Source organism: Sphingobium sp. LB126, from assembly GCF_002795205.1.
GTDB classification, from domain to species: Bacteria; Pseudomonadota; Alphaproteobacteria; order Sphingomonadales; family Sphingomonadaceae; genus Sphingobium; species Sphingobium chungbukense.
On record NZ_NETV01000001.1, the window covers coordinates 196403 to 211856 of the forward strand.

At 65.1% G+C, this 15454-nt stretch carries 7 protein-coding genes; all 7 read right to left on the reverse strand.

The genetic code is table 11. From position 1 onward, the window contains the following. Positions 1-2 precede the first annotated feature (2 nt). On the reverse strand, positions 3-9695 hold the full coding sequence (locus CAF53_RS00960; protein WP_197707326.1) for a VCBS domain-containing protein: 9693 nt from the start codon (positions 9693-9695) through the stop codon (positions 3-5). Between the two features lie 715 nt (positions 9696-10410). Then, positions 10411-11070: a tetratricopeptide repeat protein gene (locus tag CAF53_RS00965; RefSeq protein WP_157035711.1), complete on the reverse strand. Its 660-nt coding sequence runs from the start codon at positions 11068-11070 to the stop codon at positions 10411-10413. A 52-nt stretch (positions 11071-11122) separates the two neighbouring features. Then, positions 11123-11914, reverse strand: a complete 792-nt coding sequence (locus CAF53_RS00970; protein WP_046763109.1) for a LysR family transcriptional regulator — start codon at positions 11912-11914, stop codon at positions 11123-11125. Then, entirely contained in the window at positions 11911-12309 is a 399-nt protein-coding gene (gene apaG / locus CAF53_RS00975) for a Co2+/Mg2+ efflux protein ApaG (RefSeq protein WP_046763110.1), read from the reverse strand. The genes CAF53_RS00970 and apaG overlap by 4 nt, the downstream gene beginning before the upstream one ends. Before the next feature lie 33 nt (positions 12310-12342). Beyond that, complete coding sequence (gene metZ, locus CAF53_RS00980) at positions 12343-13551, reverse strand: O-succinylhomoserine sulfhydrylase (protein WP_046763111.1); 1209 nt, start codon at positions 13549-13551, stop codon at positions 12343-12345. A gap of 23 nt (positions 13552-13574) precedes the next feature. Then, the gene (leuB, locus tag CAF53_RS00985; protein WP_100237011.1) at positions 13575-14621 is read right to left on the reverse strand and encodes a 3-isopropylmalate dehydrogenase; all 1047 of its coding nucleotides are present in this window, start codon (positions 14619-14621) and stop codon (positions 13575-13577) included. Between the two features lie 60 nt (positions 14622-14681). Next, the gene (gene recO, locus CAF53_RS00990) at positions 14682-15416 is read right to left on the reverse strand and encodes a DNA repair protein RecO (protein WP_100237012.1); all 735 of its coding nucleotides are present in this window, start codon (positions 15414-15416) and stop codon (positions 14682-14684) included. Between the last annotated feature and the right edge of the window lie 38 nt (positions 15417-15454).

The window sequence follows — 15454 nt, forward strand, 5'->3', positions numbered from 1 at the left end:
CTTCAGGCATGCCCGACCGCCATCGCTTCATGCGCCACCATCGCGGCTTCGAAGATGGCGGTGGCCGCCGCCAGATGCCCGCTGTCGACCGCATCCACGGCGACCGGATTGAACAAGGCCGGGACCACCGGATGCTCGCCACCCGGCAGGGCAGCCAACAACGCATCGATATGCGGTGCGTCATGGGTTCCCAGCGCTTCCTTCACAACCTCCGCCGCATTGGCGGTCGAAACCCCCGGCTGCGCGGCCTGCTGCGCCGCAGCCAGAACCGCTGCCGCATTGCCGTCGAAGGACGGGAGGTTGATCGATTGCGCGAGCAGCCCCTGATGATCGCCCAGCGAAGGCTGGTCGGCCTCAGCCGTGTCGACGGACGCCGGAGCATGGGCTGCGCCGCCGTCGGACAGCGTGGCATGATCCGTTGCCGGTTCATCACCGCCATGGCTCGCCTGCTGGGCCGGTTGCTGCGCCTCAGGCGTCGACTGACCGTCAGCGGGAGCGAGCGATGTCGCATTGCTCTCGGTCGCCGTCGGCTCCACGGTCGCAGTGCTGGCCGGCGCGGTTTCGGTCACGACCGGCGCGGTTTCGGTCGCGGCCGGAGCGGGTTGCTGGTCATGCGTCGCCTCGGCGGCGCCGACCGCCGCGACCAGGCTGGCCGCGAGCAGCGCCTGATTGAAGCCGCTGGTGGGGCTTTCCGTGCTCTTGCTCGCATCGCTGCTAGCGCCAGTAAGGAAAGTGACGTCGCCCACCGTACCCTTGGTTCCGTCGGTACGGGTGAAGCTCGCCTCACCCAGCACCGTCACATCGCCATCGGCGGCGGTATAGCCCTTTCCATCGGCCGTCAGGTCGATGGAGGCGATGCCCATGGCCGCAAGCGACTTGAACTCGCCCGCATCGACCACGCCATTGCTGTTCGCATCCTGCCAGACGCCGAATTCATGGAAGGCGGCGTCATTGGCATCGAACTTGCCGTCGCCATTGCTGTCATAGGCAAGGCGCAGGCCTTCCAGATCGCTCTTCGCGCCCGCTGCGTCATCGGAGAAGACGATGTCATAGCCGCTTCCCACGACATGGGCGAGCAAACCGTCATCGGACGAAACCCAGGCGGTGCCGACCACTCCCTGGCCGTAATCGTGGTTGACCCCCGCGGAGAGCGGCACGAATTCCAACCCATCGCCGTCCAGATCGACAGCGATCGGGGCGGCAGGAATGGCAGGCGACAGGCCGTCCTTGACATGGACGCTGAAGCTCTGGGTTGCGGTCGTATCCCCGTCGCCATCGGTCAGTTGCAGGGTGAAGGGGATGGTCTTGTCGACCGAACTGCTGGCAACGCCGACATTGGTCAGGTTCAGCTTCATGTCCCCGCTGGACTGATAGACGTCGATCCAGTCGATCAGCGTGCCGCCCGGAGCGGAAATCTTCTGCTGGTTGTCGGCGTCAGGCCCATTGATCTCGAACGCCTGGGTGGTGCCATTGGTATAATGCGCCACGAAGATGATCTTCTCGCCGCTCGTAAAATTGAAGAACGAGAAGGTGGCATAGGACGCATTGACGATATTGTAGGTGCCGGGCGGGGTATAGCCGCCTGCGCCATCATAATCGGCAAGGGTGCCGAAATCGAACCGCAGGAACTCGCCTGCATCGAAATTATTGTTGGAAAGCCCCCATCCCTGGGTCGAGCCGTTGACGTTGCTCGTCTGGGTCGCGGCAACCGCTCCGCCAGCTTCCCAGATCGCGATTTCCTGCGGGGTGAAGCCACCGGTCGGCGCCCAGCCGGTCACATAGACCAGTTGCTGCGACGTCAACTTGTCCGTCACCACGATTTCGTTGCTGGGGCCGGAACCGAATGAGCTGCCCGAGCCGATCGGCACATCGGTCACGACGGGATCGAGCTTCGTGACCAGATCGAACACATATTGGCCGGAGGTGCCCGCGTCCGGATTGACCGTCAGCGTGAAGACCGTGGTATCGCCCGCATTGAAACCGCCGCTATGGTCGGCATCGACATAGGCGGTAAGGACATTGCCGTTCTGGACCGTACTGACCGCCTGTCCGCCCACGGTGATGGACGACGTATCGGCGGTGATCAGCATCGATCCGGTGCCATCGGCGCCCGCGGCATAATGCAGCGTGCCTACGGCCGGTGTCGTGGCGACATTATTGTCGGTCTGCTGGCTCTGCACGACGCCAAGCGTAGGCATATCGTCGTTGAACGATATGTTGAGCTGGCCGATGGCCGAAGATGTCGGATTGGTGGTCGCGTTATAATCGCTGTCCGTCACAAGGAAGTTGAGGCTGACGGCAGCGTTATTCTCATTGCCGCCGGCGGCGTGCAGGACATTGTCGAGCAATGTTGCCGTATAGGCCCCGGTCGTCGGATTGACGACCACCTGGAACAACGCCGTGCCGCTCCGTGCACCCGCATTGACCGTGGCGGTCAGCGTGTTGGTGCCCGCGTTCCAGCTATAGGCCACGGTCTCGGTTCCGACGGTACCAGTCGTACCGTTCAGGTTCGCGAAGGTGACGCTGCCGCCGCCGTCCGCGCCGAAGGTGAAGGGCAAGGTGCCGCTGAAGCTCGCTTCGCTAGGACCTGCGATGCCATTGTCACCGACATTGGCGTCGACATCGCCGGTCGTGCTCAGCGGATTGCCGCCGGTCAGGCCGTCATCGTCCAGCTTGGCGGCGGTGTTGTCCGCCGTCGGCTTGTTGGCGTCGCCTGCGAAGGTGAACTTCAGCGTCGCGGTGGCCGTGTCATTATCAGCATCGCGCATCACATAGGTGAAGCTGTCGAACGATCCCGAAGGCACCGATGTCTTGGGCGTATAATTGTAGCTGCCGTCGGAGAATATCTGCAACGTGCCGTAGCTGCCGACGATCGTCTGGCTGCCGCCCGCGGTGATCACGCTGCCATTGATCGACACGACGGCGCCCGGCGTGTCCGCGCCGACATGATCGTTGGTCAGGACATTGCCGGTCGAGGCCGCCGCATTTTCCGTGGTGGTGATATTGTCATCGGCCGCAGTCGGGCTGTCATCCTCGATCGTCACGGCAATGCTGGTGGCAACCGTCGTGATGCCGTCGGTGACATTCACGGGGACCGAGAAATTCTTCAGATCCTCGACATTGAGGCCGTTATGGTCGACCGACTGCAACAGGGTGACGGTATAGGCGCCCCCGTTGGTGATCGTGATCGTGATGACCGGCACGCCGCCTGCCGAACCGGTCAGCGCCTGCGTGCCGACCCCGGTCCAGGTGACGGGCAGGCCGTCGGCGGTCAGCACCGCACCCGGATCGCCCAACGTCATGCCGATCGTGTTGCCGTCGGCGTCGCTTGCCGTGATCGTGCCGGTGGCCACGGCCGAGTTGGTCGTATCGCTGGGCGATCCCACCGTGTCGGGATTGGCGCCGAACAGCCCTTCCTCCGAAACGATCGCTATGCCCTTGTCCACCAGCGGGGCATCATTGGTGCCCTGGATGGTGATCGTCAGCACGGCGGTCGTGCTGTCGCCGTCGCCGTCCGTGATCGTGTAGGTGAAGCTGTCGGTCAGCGTCTGGCCTTCGCCCAGATGCTGGACCGCCGCCAGGCCGTTGTTCAGCGTGTAGGTATAGGTGCCCGAAGCGTTCAGGACGAGCGTGCCATATGCGCCGGCGGCATTGCCGCCGATGGTACCGCCAGTAACCGCCGTCACCGCCCCGCCCGCCGCCGGACCGTCGGCGCCCAGCGAGTCCGCGCCCGCCGGATTGCCATCGCTGCCCACGCCCGTCAGCACATTGCCGCTGGCCGTCAGCGTGACGTCTTCCTTGACGAAATCGGTGTCGTTCGCCGCCACTGGCGTGTCATCGTTGACGTTGATGGTCAGCGAGCCGTCGGCATAATCATGATCGGCATCGGTCACGCGGTAGCCGATCGAGAAGCTGACATTATTCTCGTTACCCCCGGCGGGATGCGAGATGGCCGCATTCTGCACCACCGAATAGGTGCCTGCCACCGGGTCGGTCAGCGTTACGGTCAGCACTGTCGTGCCACCCTGCTTCACCAGCAGGACGGTACCGTTGCTTTCATAGGTGAAGCCGGAAGGCGCGCCCGTGTTGAGCAGGGTGATCCCGCCAGGCCCGTCAGCGCGATAGTCATGCGCCAGCGTGCCCGTCACGTTGAGGCTGTCGGCGGTATCGCCGGTCCCGCCCGCATTGCCGCCGGACAGGGCGTCGTCGTCGAGCTGGACCGCCGGATTGGCGCTGACGACCGGCAGGTCGTCGGACACGCTGACCGATACGGAACTGACCGCCGTGTCGCCGTCGGTATCCTGGGCGATGACCTGCACCGATCCCAAGGCCACCAGATCGTCGACATTGATGCCCGGATGGGTGTCATAATTGTCGTTGAGCGTCGCCGTCACCGTCGCGACATTGCCCGCCACCGAAAGGTCGAGCGTCACGACGACGCCGCGCTCATCCGATCCGGTGATCTGGGTGTCGGACACCCGCACCCAGTTCAGGTCGCCGGTCAGGCTGCCGATGCCGCCGAACACGATCGAGGTGATGGCATCCGAACCGGGCGTGAAGGTGATGGTGCCGCTGGTGAAATCCGGATTGCCCTGGCTCGTGCCACCGGCCAGATTCTGGTCGTCGAGCCCCAGGCTGATGGGCGGACCGGCTGTCGGATCGGCGCCGTCCGTGATTGCGACCGTCTGGCTCTTCTGCGCGACATCCCCGTCGGCATCCGTCACCTTGATGTCGAAGCTGATCGACGGGTTGAGATTGTTGTTGAGATTGCCGTTCGCGACGAAGGTCCAGCTATGATCGGCCTTGACCGTCAACGTGCCGAGGCCCGTGTCGATCGCAGCGCCGATGGCATAGCTGTTGCCGCCGAAGAGAACCTGGGTGGTGGCGCCGGGCTGGTCCGCACCGATCACTTCAGACCAGGTGCCGGTCGCCGTTTGGCCTTCGACGACCGTGACCGCGCCGTCCAGCGTCAGCGACGGGACATCGTCGGACACCGACAGATTGACCGTCGCGGTGGCATTGCTGCCGTCGACGTCGCTTGCGACCACGCCGACATGGCCGAGCTGTGCCAGGTCATCGGCCGTCGCGACGGGATGATGCGCATAATTGTCGAGCAGCGTGGCCGTGATGGTCACATTGCCGCTGAGGCCCGCGCCGATCGAGGCGGGCGCCGACAGGGTCAGCGCGACGACCTTGGTGCCGGTGCCGACCGCGCCGTCCCAACCCTCGATCAGCGTGGCGCTGACCCGGTTCCAGGTCAGGCCGCCGTCCAGAGCGGACAGGTCCGTGGCAAAGGCAAAGCCGGTCAGTGCATCCGATCCGGCCGTGAAGCTCACCGCCCCCTGCGCGAAGTCGTCCTTGCCCGGCGTCGTGCCGTCCGCCAGATTCTGGTCGTCCATCTGAAGGCTGAGCGGCTCGCCCGCCGTCGGGCCGGCGCCGTCGGTGATGGCGACCGTCTGGCTGTCCTGCGCCACGTCGCCGTCCGCGTCCGTCACCTGCACGGTGAAGCTGATCGACGGGTTGAGGCTGTTGTCGATATTGTTGTGCGACACGAAGGTCCAGCTATGGTCGGCCTTGACCGTCAGCGTGCCCAGCCCCGTGTCGATCGCCGCGCCGATGGCATAGCTGTTGCCGCCGAAGATCACGACGGTGCTGGCTCCCGGCTGATCCGCGCCGATGACTTCCGACCAGCTGCCGGTCGCCGTCGCGCCTTCGACCACGCTGGTCTGGCCGTCGACGCTGAGCGTCGGGGCGTCGTCCAGCACGGTCACGTCGATGCTGGCGCTGGGCGACACATCGCCGTCGCTGTCCGTCACCCGGACCGCGAAGCTGTCGCCCGCCTTGGGATCGGCGGCGCCGCTGATGCCGTCGCCATCCAGCGGATTATTGTCCGGATGGGTCGGATCGTTGACGGCCAGCGTGTAGCTGTAGCTGTAATGCCCTGACCCGTCGGAGGTGACGGTCAACTGCCCCGCCGCGCCGCTGACGACAACCGGCGTACCGACGGTCGCCGCGGTCACATCGACCCAGGCGCCATTCTTGTCCTGCACCTCGACCTTGGCGAGCGTATCGCCGCCGGTCGCAATGGTCATCGCGCCGCTGGCGGTTTCGCTGTTGCTCGTCGGATCGCTGCCGAGGGGGAGACCGGCCTCCGATACGGTCAGGTCGGACACCTGCACGGTCGGCTTGGAATCCCCGGCCAGGGTGATGGTCACCGTCGCGGTCGAATGATCGCCGTCGCCGTCGGTGATGGTGTAGGTGAAGCTGTCGGTGCCTTCCGCGCCCGCATTGGGAGTGTAGTGGAAAATGCCGTTGCCCTGATAGACGGCGGTGCCCTGGGAGGGGCCGGTCGTCAGCGCCACGCCGGTGGCCAGGTCGACGCCGTCGGCGCCCTTCGTGTCGTTGGCGATGACGTTGATGTCGATCGCCACGTTTTCGCTGGGCTGAAGCACGACGTCATCCACGGCGGTCGGCACATCGTCGACCACGGTGATGTCGAGGCTGGCGGTGGCGTTGGAGCCGTCCGTATCCGTCACGACGACCGCGAAGCTGTCGGTCAGACTGCCGTCATTCGCGCCCGTGTGCAGCAGCGTGTTGTCGTTCAGCACATAGCTGTAGCTGACCGTTCCGCCGATCACATCGCCGTCCGCGCCGACCGTCGGCGTGAAGCCGGTGATGGTCAGCGTGCCATAGGCGTTGGACAGGGTGACGCCGCTGATGAAGCCGCTTGCGCCGAAGATCGGCTGCCCGCCGACCGTGATCGTCGCGACGCCGTCCAGCGCCGACAGGGTGAAGCTGCCCGTCTGGGTCAGTGCCGCCGCATTTTCCGAGCTGCCCCCCGGCAGGTCGTTTTCATAGACTATCTCTTCGGCGCCTTCCCCATCGAGGCCGCCGATCGTCACGCCATCGTCGCTGCCCTGGATAGTGATGGTGATGGTCGCGTTGCGCGCATCGCCGTCGCCGTCGGTCAGCGTGTAGGTGAAGGTCTCGGTCAACGTCTGGTTCTTGTCCAGACCCTGGACCACGCCATTCTCATTGTTCAGCGTATAGGCATAGCTGCCGTCCGACTGGATCAGCAGCGAACCGTAGGCGCCCGCCAGAGCCGTGCCCACCGTGCCCGCCGTCTCGCCGAAGACGATGGCGGTCACATGCGCGCCGTCCGCACCCTGCACGTCGGCATTGCCGTCGGTGCCGTTGGCGTCGCTGCCGCCCGATCCGGTGATGACGTTGCCGTCAGCCACCAGCGGCCCGTCCTCGCGCACGGAGTCCGCATCGTTCACGGCGGTCGGCACGTCGTCGATGATGGTGATGGTCAGCGTGTCGGTCGCGCTGTCGCCATCGACGTCCGTGACCGTGACCGTGAAGTTGTCCTTCACATCATCGCCGGCGGTATTGGTCGTCAGCTGATAGGTATATTCGATCTGGCCGTCATTGAGGCCAGTGATCGTCAATATGCCCTTGTCGGTGGTGATCTGCGTACCCACGCCGATCGGGGTGCCGTTGATCGTGATCGAGGCGGGACCGTCGGGCGCGGAATAGGTGATCGTGCCACCCGTCGCGTCGGCGCCGCTGCCGGCATTGGAACCCATCGGGTTCGTCAGGCCGGATTCGTCGACGATCGTCCCCTCGCCCACCTTCGGGATCGAGATGATCGTGACTTCGCTGTTGGCGATATCGATCCGCAGCGTGGCAGTCGACGTGTCGCCGTCCCCGTCACGCAGCGTATAGGTGAAGCTGTCGCTGACGCCGCCCGGCGTCCCCGCCGCACGCACATAGCTGTAGCTGCCGTCGGCATTGAGCGTCAGCGTGCCGTAGCTGCCCTGGAAACTGCCCGTACTCGACACGACGGCGCCGTCCGCGCCGACGACGTCTGCACCCGCAGTGCCCGAAACCGTACCCGCGCCAGTGATAACGTTGCCGGTTTCCGGACCATAGCTGCCCGCCGCCACGCCATCGACATCATTATGGGCGACCGGCACGTCATCGACGATCTGCACGTCGACCGTCGCATTGGCGGTCGAGCCGTTGCGGTCGGTAGCGACCACGGCGAAGCTCTGGAAAATGCTGTCCGCGCCCGCCGCGTCATGGGCCAGGCTGTTGTCGGTCAGGACGAAGCTGTAGCTGAAGGTGCCGGCGGTCGGCACCCCGCCCTGCGAAGCGGTCGCCGTGAAGCCCGTGATGGTCAGCGTGCCGACGGGCGTCGTCACGACCTGCCCGGCGACGAATGCGCCGTTGGCAAGCACCGTCACACCGCCGATCGTCACGGTCGAAATGCCGTCGGCGCCATTGACGCCGAAGGAACCCACATGGGTCAGCGCCGCCGCATCGGGCGCGCTACCGTCGGCCAGATGGCTTTCCAGCACCACGACCTCGGCGCCTTCCACGCCGGGCGTGCCATTCAGGCCGGTGATGGTGATGCCGTCATCCGCACCGTTGATGGTGATGGTCAGCGTCGCGGTGGAGGTGTCCCCGTCGGCGTCGGTGATCGTGTAGCTGAAGCTGTCGGTCAGCGTCTGCCCGGGCACCAGGAACTGCACGGCTGCATTGTCGTTGGCCAGCGTGTAGCTGTAGGCGCCCGACGCGGTGAGCGTCAGGACGCCATAAGTACCCTGGAAGCTACCCGTGGTCGATACCACTGCGCCGTCCGCGCCCTGAATGTCCGCCACACCGTCGGTGGCGTTCGCGTCGGACCCACCAACGCCGGTCAGGACATTGCCGTCCGCGACCAGCGGGCCGTCCTCGGTCACGCTGTCCACGTCATTGACGGCGGTGGGCGCGTCGTCGGCGATCGAGATGGTCAGTGTCGCGGTCGCATGGTCCCCGTCGCTGTCCGTCACCACCACGGTGAAGATTTCGGACGGCGGCGCGCCCACCACATTGTCGCTCAGCACATAGCTGTAGCCGATCGCATTGTCGGCGACGGAGGTGATCGTCAGCACGCCGAGCGGCGTCGTCACCGTCTGGCCGACGGCGGTGATCGTCACCCCGTTGATGGTGATGCCTGCAAGCCCGTCATTGGCGGCGAACTGGATGGTGCCGCTGGTGCGCTCGCTGTCGGTCGCCGCCGCCGAACCGGCCGGTTCATTGCCGCGTGCGGGAAGCCCCGCCTCGCTGACGCCTGCGGTCGCGTCGATCGCGCCGGCGGGCTGGTTGGGCGTGACGATGACGACTTCCGGCTCGCTGCCGGGCGCGATGGGCAGGATTTCGCGCTGTTCGGGCTGGGTGAATTGCAATTCGGTGGGCGGCAGCAGATCGCCCAGACCATGGGGATCGCCGACATCGCCGTCAGGGCCGATGAAATTGCCGCCGGAGCTGCGCGCCGGACCGGCGGCGGGCTGCGGCTCCTGACCGATCAGCAGCGCGGCAAGGTTGACCGAGGGGATTTCGACATCGCCCACGACGAGCTGCGGCATGACAACCGCGCCATCCACGATCACCATCTCCGTACCGTCGGGCAGATGGACGATCAGGTTGCGGCCTTCGACCTCGATCTGGTTGATGTCGGTGCCAGCGGGAAGGACCACAACGCCCTGGGCGTTGGGCGTGACCGTCTGCACGGGGCCAGCATGATGGTGCATCTTGCCGGGATGGATCGCCTTGCCCTTGGCAGCCAGCGCAGAGGCCTCCGGATGGAGGGCCTGCTGATGGTCGCCAGCGTCTTTGCTATCCCAGTTGCGCTCGAAATCCATGTCCATCCCCAACTCATCGCCATGGGGGCACGGAAGGAGCGCACAGAAAGCCATGCTCCGAATGCACCATTGCATGCGGACCTGAGGCCTTCCCAGACATTGTGGCAATCAGCGGATCAGCCAATGCCCCGTGTCAACGATCTCCCGCCGGCATGACCTTTGCCCAGTCAACGCCGCCCCGGATTATCCATCTGCTTTTATGTTCTACTGACCCGATGACTTACCTTATTCGGCGCCTGCGAAATGAGTCACGCAAATTCCAGTTTTGTTAACCATTTTAAGGCGATAAGCGCCAATTTTATCCTTAATGTATATATCTTAGGATATAGATCTATGATCAAACCTATATCGAGACGGCTATGCCGGGACCGGGCCGTGGTTAACACCAAGGGCCCATATCAGGCGACTCGGACGACTCGATCCCCGATCGCATTGGCGGCCCGATGAGGGGTCTTTCGCCTCGACCACCATCGGAAAAACGCAAAAGGGCGACCGGCTTGTACAGCCGGCCGCCCCATGATTGCGACCCATAGGCTTATCGTTCGGAGCCTTCCGCGGCTTCGTCCAGTCGGCCTGTGACTGGCGATAAGCTATGGAAAATCTGTGCCCCTCCGACGCGAATCAGACTTAGCCATTGCGTCATGTTTAACAATTGAGCCAATGACTTATATCTTAGGTTAATCCCGTGCCCCACCGCGACGGAACGGCGGAAAAGCGGGGCTCAGGGGTTGGACGCCCCTTCCTCATCCTTTGGCGTTACAGACGCTTTTTCCACAGCTTCGGCAGCCATGTCCGCGGATTGCGCGTCAGACGGCTTCTCCATCGCGACCTCCCGCACGACCGGCTTCGGCATGTCGGCAACGATCCGTTCCATCCGCCGGCTGCGCTCGCTGCCCGCGCCGGTCGTCCGGCGGAAGCTGGCCAGGGCATAGTCCGCCAGCGGCACCGCCGCATCATAGCGTTTGCGGGCGATATAAAAGTCGATCAGATTTTCGACCGCCAATTGCGTATTGGGGTCATCTTCCGCCCGCGTGCGCAGATAACTGTCGAACACGCGCCGGAACAGGCCTTCGGCTTCCCGGAAACGGCCGGTCGAATCCAGTTGCAACGCCAGGTCGTTGGCCGAGATGAGCGCGCGCGGATCGTCGACGCCGAACAGTTCGTCCGCCAGGGCCAGTGCCTTGCGGGCGTTGTCGATCCCATCCGCCGCCTTGCCCGCCGAATAGGCCGCCTGCGCCGCGGCGACCAGCTTGCGCCATTCCTTTTCGCGCGCTTCCGTCACGTCCGGGACATAGGGCGCCTGCGCCTGCAACGGCGCCGCCGCACAGAGCAGCAGCGCAACCAGCAATCCCCTTGTCTTCGTGCCGCCGTCCCAGGCCATGCCGCCCCTCCTGCCGGCGGATGATAGGCGCCAGCAGCTTAAGAAAAAGCAACTATCCGGTCAGTGCCTCGACGAGCGCCCTGACCTTCTTCTGCCGCCACTGCGGCAAGGGGGCGATCAGCCAATAGGCAAGCGGCGACGACATTTTATCCCCCAATTGCCGCACCCGGCCCGCCGCCATATCCGCCTCCGCAAGCAGCGTCGGCACGCAGGCATGGCCGAAGCCGTTGGCCGCCGCCTCGATGGCGAGGCCCGCGTCGGCCACGCGGATCGTCGCGGGCGCGTCTCCCTTGGGGCAACCGGGCCATTCGATGCGATGGTCGGGACCACCTTGGGCCGCCTCGATCGTGACGAAGGCCGCTTCGCCCAGCTTGATGCCTTCATTCTCGCCCGGCCCTTCGGCAAGGCGCAGGGCGAGGTCGAGATTGGCTTCCGTGAAATCGAGCGTCTCGTCCGCGGCGACCAGTGCGAATTTGAGGTCGGGCTGGCTCGCCGCATAGCCCGCGAGGCGCGGCTGGAGCCATTTGGCGGTGATGTCGCGCGGCGCGGCGATGGTGAGCGAGGAACTGGACTGGCCCGCCTGCATGGCGCGCACGGCCTCCTCGAACTCCAGGAAGCCGGCGCGCAGGGCAGCAAGGCCCGCTTCGGTTTCCGGGGTCAGTTCCAGCCCCTTGGGCGTGCGGCGGAAGAGAACGACGCCCAGCAAATCTTCCAGCGCGCGAATTTGCTGCCCCACGGCCGCAGGCGTCACCGCCAGTTCGTCCGCCGCGCGGGTAAAGGACAGATGCCGCGCCGCCGCATCCAGCACGCGCAGGCCGTTGAGCGGCAAATGGGTACGCTTCATTCAGCCACCGCCGGCGCGATCAGCGCGAAATGGGGGATAGCGATGTCGAACGTCTCGCCGCTGGCGCCGATCATGTGATAATGGCCCTTCATCGAGCCGTTCGGCGTGTTGAGCGGGCAACCCGACACATAATCATAGCTCTTGCCCGGCTGCACCACTGGCTGTTCCCCCACGACCCCATCTCCATCGACCCGATGCTGCGTCCCCCGTCCATCGGTTATGATCCAGTGACGGGTCAGCAGTTGCACCGGCTGGTCCCCGTCATTCTCTATGCGGATATGATAGGCCCAGAACCAGCGGCCCCGGTCCGGCTCCGACTGTTCGGGCAGGAAGGTGACGGCCACATGCACGTTGATGTCGCGCGTGGTCGCATGAAAGGGGAAAAGTGCGTTCACAGCTTAAGAAATGCGCCTTTCACCCCTGTTCCGTCAACGGCCTATCGACTTCAGAGCGCGATCGAGATCCTCGATCACGTCCTCCGGGTCTTCCAGACCGACATTGAGGCGCAGCATATCCTCGGTGATGCCGACCTCCAGCCGCGCTTCCTCCGCCATGCCATAATGGGTGGTGGAGGCCGGATGCGTCATCAGCGAGCGCGAATCCCCGATATTGTTGCTGATGTCGACCAGTTCCAGGCCGTTGAGCAGGCCATGCGCCTCTGCCCGGCCGCCGCCGACATAGAGCGAGAAGATCGGACCTGCCATCGCCATCTGCTTCATCGCAAGGGCATGCTGCGGATGGCTTTCGAGACCCGGATAAAGAACCTTCGCGACGCGACCTTCGAGGAATTTGGCGACCTTGAGCGCATTCTCGCTCTGGCGGCGGATGCGCAGGTCCAGCGTCTCCAACCCCTTCAGCACAACCCAGGCGTTGAAGGCGCTGAGCGTCGGCCCGGTATTGCGATGGAAGGGCAGCAGCGTATTGAGGATGAAATCCTCGGTGCCGCAGATCGCGCCGGCAAGCACCCGGCCCTGCCCGTCCATCATCTTGGTCGCGCTATAGGCCACCACGTCGGCGCCGAATTCCATCGGCCGCTGGAGCGCAGGGGTCGCGAAGGCATTGTCGACGACGCTGGTGATGCCATGCGCCCTGGCGATGCCGCAGATCGCGGCGAGATCGGCCACGTCCATGGTCGGATTGGCCGGGGTCTCGAAGAAGAAGACCTTGGTGTTGGGCCGCACCGCCGCTTCCCAGGCCGCATTGTCGGTCGCGTCGACGGTGGTCGTCTCGATCCCGAATTTCGGCAGCAGCGTGTCGGTCAGCCAGCGGCAGGAGCCGAACAGAGCCTTGCCCGCAACCACATGGTCGCCCGCCGACAACTGGCACAGCAGGGCCGCCGTCATCGCCGCCATGCCTGTCGCGGTCGCGCGGCAGGCTTCGGCGCCCTCCAGCAGGGCGATGCGCTTTTCCAGCATCTCAACGGTCGGATTCTGAAGGCGGCTGTAGGTCATGCCCTGCTGCTCGCCAGCGAAGCGCATGGCGGCATCTTCCGCGCGGTCATAGCTGTAACCGCTGGTCAGGAAGAGGGCTTCCGACGTCTCACCCCATTCGCTGCGCACGCTGCCGCCACGCACTGCGAGCGTCGCCGGGCGCCAATTCTTGGTGATCTCGGGATTCTGCCCGCTCTTGCGCTTCATCGCCTTATCCTCAGACCCAATATTCAGACCAGCGCCGCCAGCACGGCGTCGCCCATTTCGACGGTGCTCATCGTGCCGCCCAGATCGAAACTGCGCGCCCCGTCGGCAAGAGCCCTGGCGACGGCGGCCTCGATGCGGTCGGCCTGGTCGGCCAGGTTCAGCGAATAGCGCAGCATCATGCCCGCCGACAGAACCGTTGCCAGCGGATTGGCCTTGCCCTGCCCGGCAATGTCGGGCGCGGAGCCGTGGATCGGCTCGTACAGGCCCTGGTTGCTGTCGTTGAGCGTGGCCGAAGCCAGCATCCCGATCGAACCGACGCACATGCTCGCCTGGTCGGAAAGAATGTCGCCGAACATATTGCCGGTGACGATAACGTCGAACTGGCCGGGATTGCGCACGAGTTGCATCGCGGCATTGTCGACATACATGTGGCTGAGCGCGACGTCGGGATAATCGGCCGAAACCTCGATCACCACGTCGCGCCAGAGCTGGCTCGTTTCCAGCACATTGGCCTTGTCCACCGAGCAGAGCTTGCCACGGCGGGCGCGCGCCGCCTGGAAGCCCTGATGCGCGATCTTGCGCACCTCCTCCTCATTATAGGACATGATGTCATAGCCTTCGCGCAGACCCTCGGGCGTCTTGCGCATCCCCTTCTCGCCGAAATAGACGTCGCCATTGGTCTCGCGCACGATCAGCAGGTCGATGGCGCTCGCCACCTCCTGCTTGAGCGCGGAGGCGTCGGCCAGCTCCGGGAAGACCTTGGCCGGACGCAGGTTGGAGAAGAGGCCCAGTTCCTTGCGCAGGCCAAGGATCGCCTGTTCGGGGCGCAGATGGCGCTCCAGCGAGTCGCAATCCGGATCGCCCACCGCACCGAAGAGAATCGCATCGGCGCGCCTGGCAAGGTCCAGCGTTTCCGGCGGCAGCGGATGGCCCACCGCCTTGTAGGCCGCGCCGCCGACCAGCCCTTCTTCATAGGTGATGCCGGGGATCGCCAGCGCATCCAGCACGCGCTTCGCCTGAGCGACGATCTCGGGGCCGATACCATCTCCGGGGAACAGGGCGATCAACATAGGGCAACTCCTTCAACCTCGTGCCGCCCCTTATGAAGCCCCACCCTCCAGCGCAAGTATTTAGGCAATCGCTCTTTTGAGGCGATCGACCAGCCGCTCACGCGACGGAAGGATTTGCGCGCGCCAGTCGGTCAACACCGAACGCTCGATGAAGAAGCCCGTCAGCCGCAAACCGTCGAGGATCGCCGGCCAATCCCCCGCCCCGCCCGCCAGCAGGAAGGCCGGCAGCGGCAGCAGTCGATTCTCGTAGCCCAATGCCCCTTCCCGGCTGACCGCCGCCGCGCTGCGCGGACTGACAAAGGCCAGATCGTCCTTCCCGCCCGTCGCGGCGCAACGCGTCAGGTCCAGACCGAAACCCAGTTCGGCAAGGAGCAGCAATTCGTAGCGGATCAACGCCGCCGCCCATCCTCGCGCCGCCGGTGCCGCCTCGACCGCGCCCAGCACGCCGTCCAACGCCTGGTAGAGCGCGGGATAGGGCGTCCCCTCGGGCAGCGCCGCCGCCGTGAGCGCGCAAGCCCAGTCGATCGCTGCCGCAGGCAAGGCTTCTGCCAGCAGGGGCGCGCGGCTATGCGCCAATTCGACGGTCAGCCCGGCCAGCTGCTCCTCGGTCCGCGCTCGGAATTCGGCCCTGACCGCATTGCCGGGCAACAGCACCGGGCGTAGCTGGCGCGAACGCCCGCCCCGCACATACCCCGCCAGCAAGCCATGATCGGGCGTCAACAACCGCGCGATCGCGCCATGTTCGCCATGGCCGCGCAAGGCACAGACAAGGGCGGGAGTGATAAGCGACGCCATCCCGCCCGTTTACAGACTGCCGGTCAGGAACGCCATCC

Bases quoted from the DNA above. Each gene is read 5' to 3' on its own strand.
- CAF53_RS00960 (WP_197707326.1), bottom strand. From the start codon at position 9,695: ATGGACATGGATTTCGAGCGCAACTGGGATAGCAAAGACGCTGGCGAC.
- CAF53_RS00965 (WP_157035711.1), bottom strand. From the start codon at position 11,070: ATGGCCTGGGACGGCGGCACGAAGACAAGGGGATTGCTGGTTGCGCTG.
- CAF53_RS00970 (WP_046763109.1), bottom strand. From the start codon at position 11,914: ATGAAGCGTACCCATTTGCCGCTCAACGGCCTGCGCGTGCTGGATGCG.
- metZ (WP_046763111.1), bottom strand. From the start codon at position 13,551: ATGAAGCGCAAGAGCGGGCAGAATCCCGAGATCACCAAGAATTGGCGC.
- leuB (WP_100237011.1), bottom strand. From the start codon at position 14,621: ATGTTGATCGCCCTGTTCCCCGGAGATGGTATCGGCCCCGAGATCGTC.
- recO (WP_100237012.1), bottom strand. From the start codon at position 15,416: ATGGCGTCGCTTATCACTCCCGCCCTTGTCTGTGCCTTGCGCGGCCAT.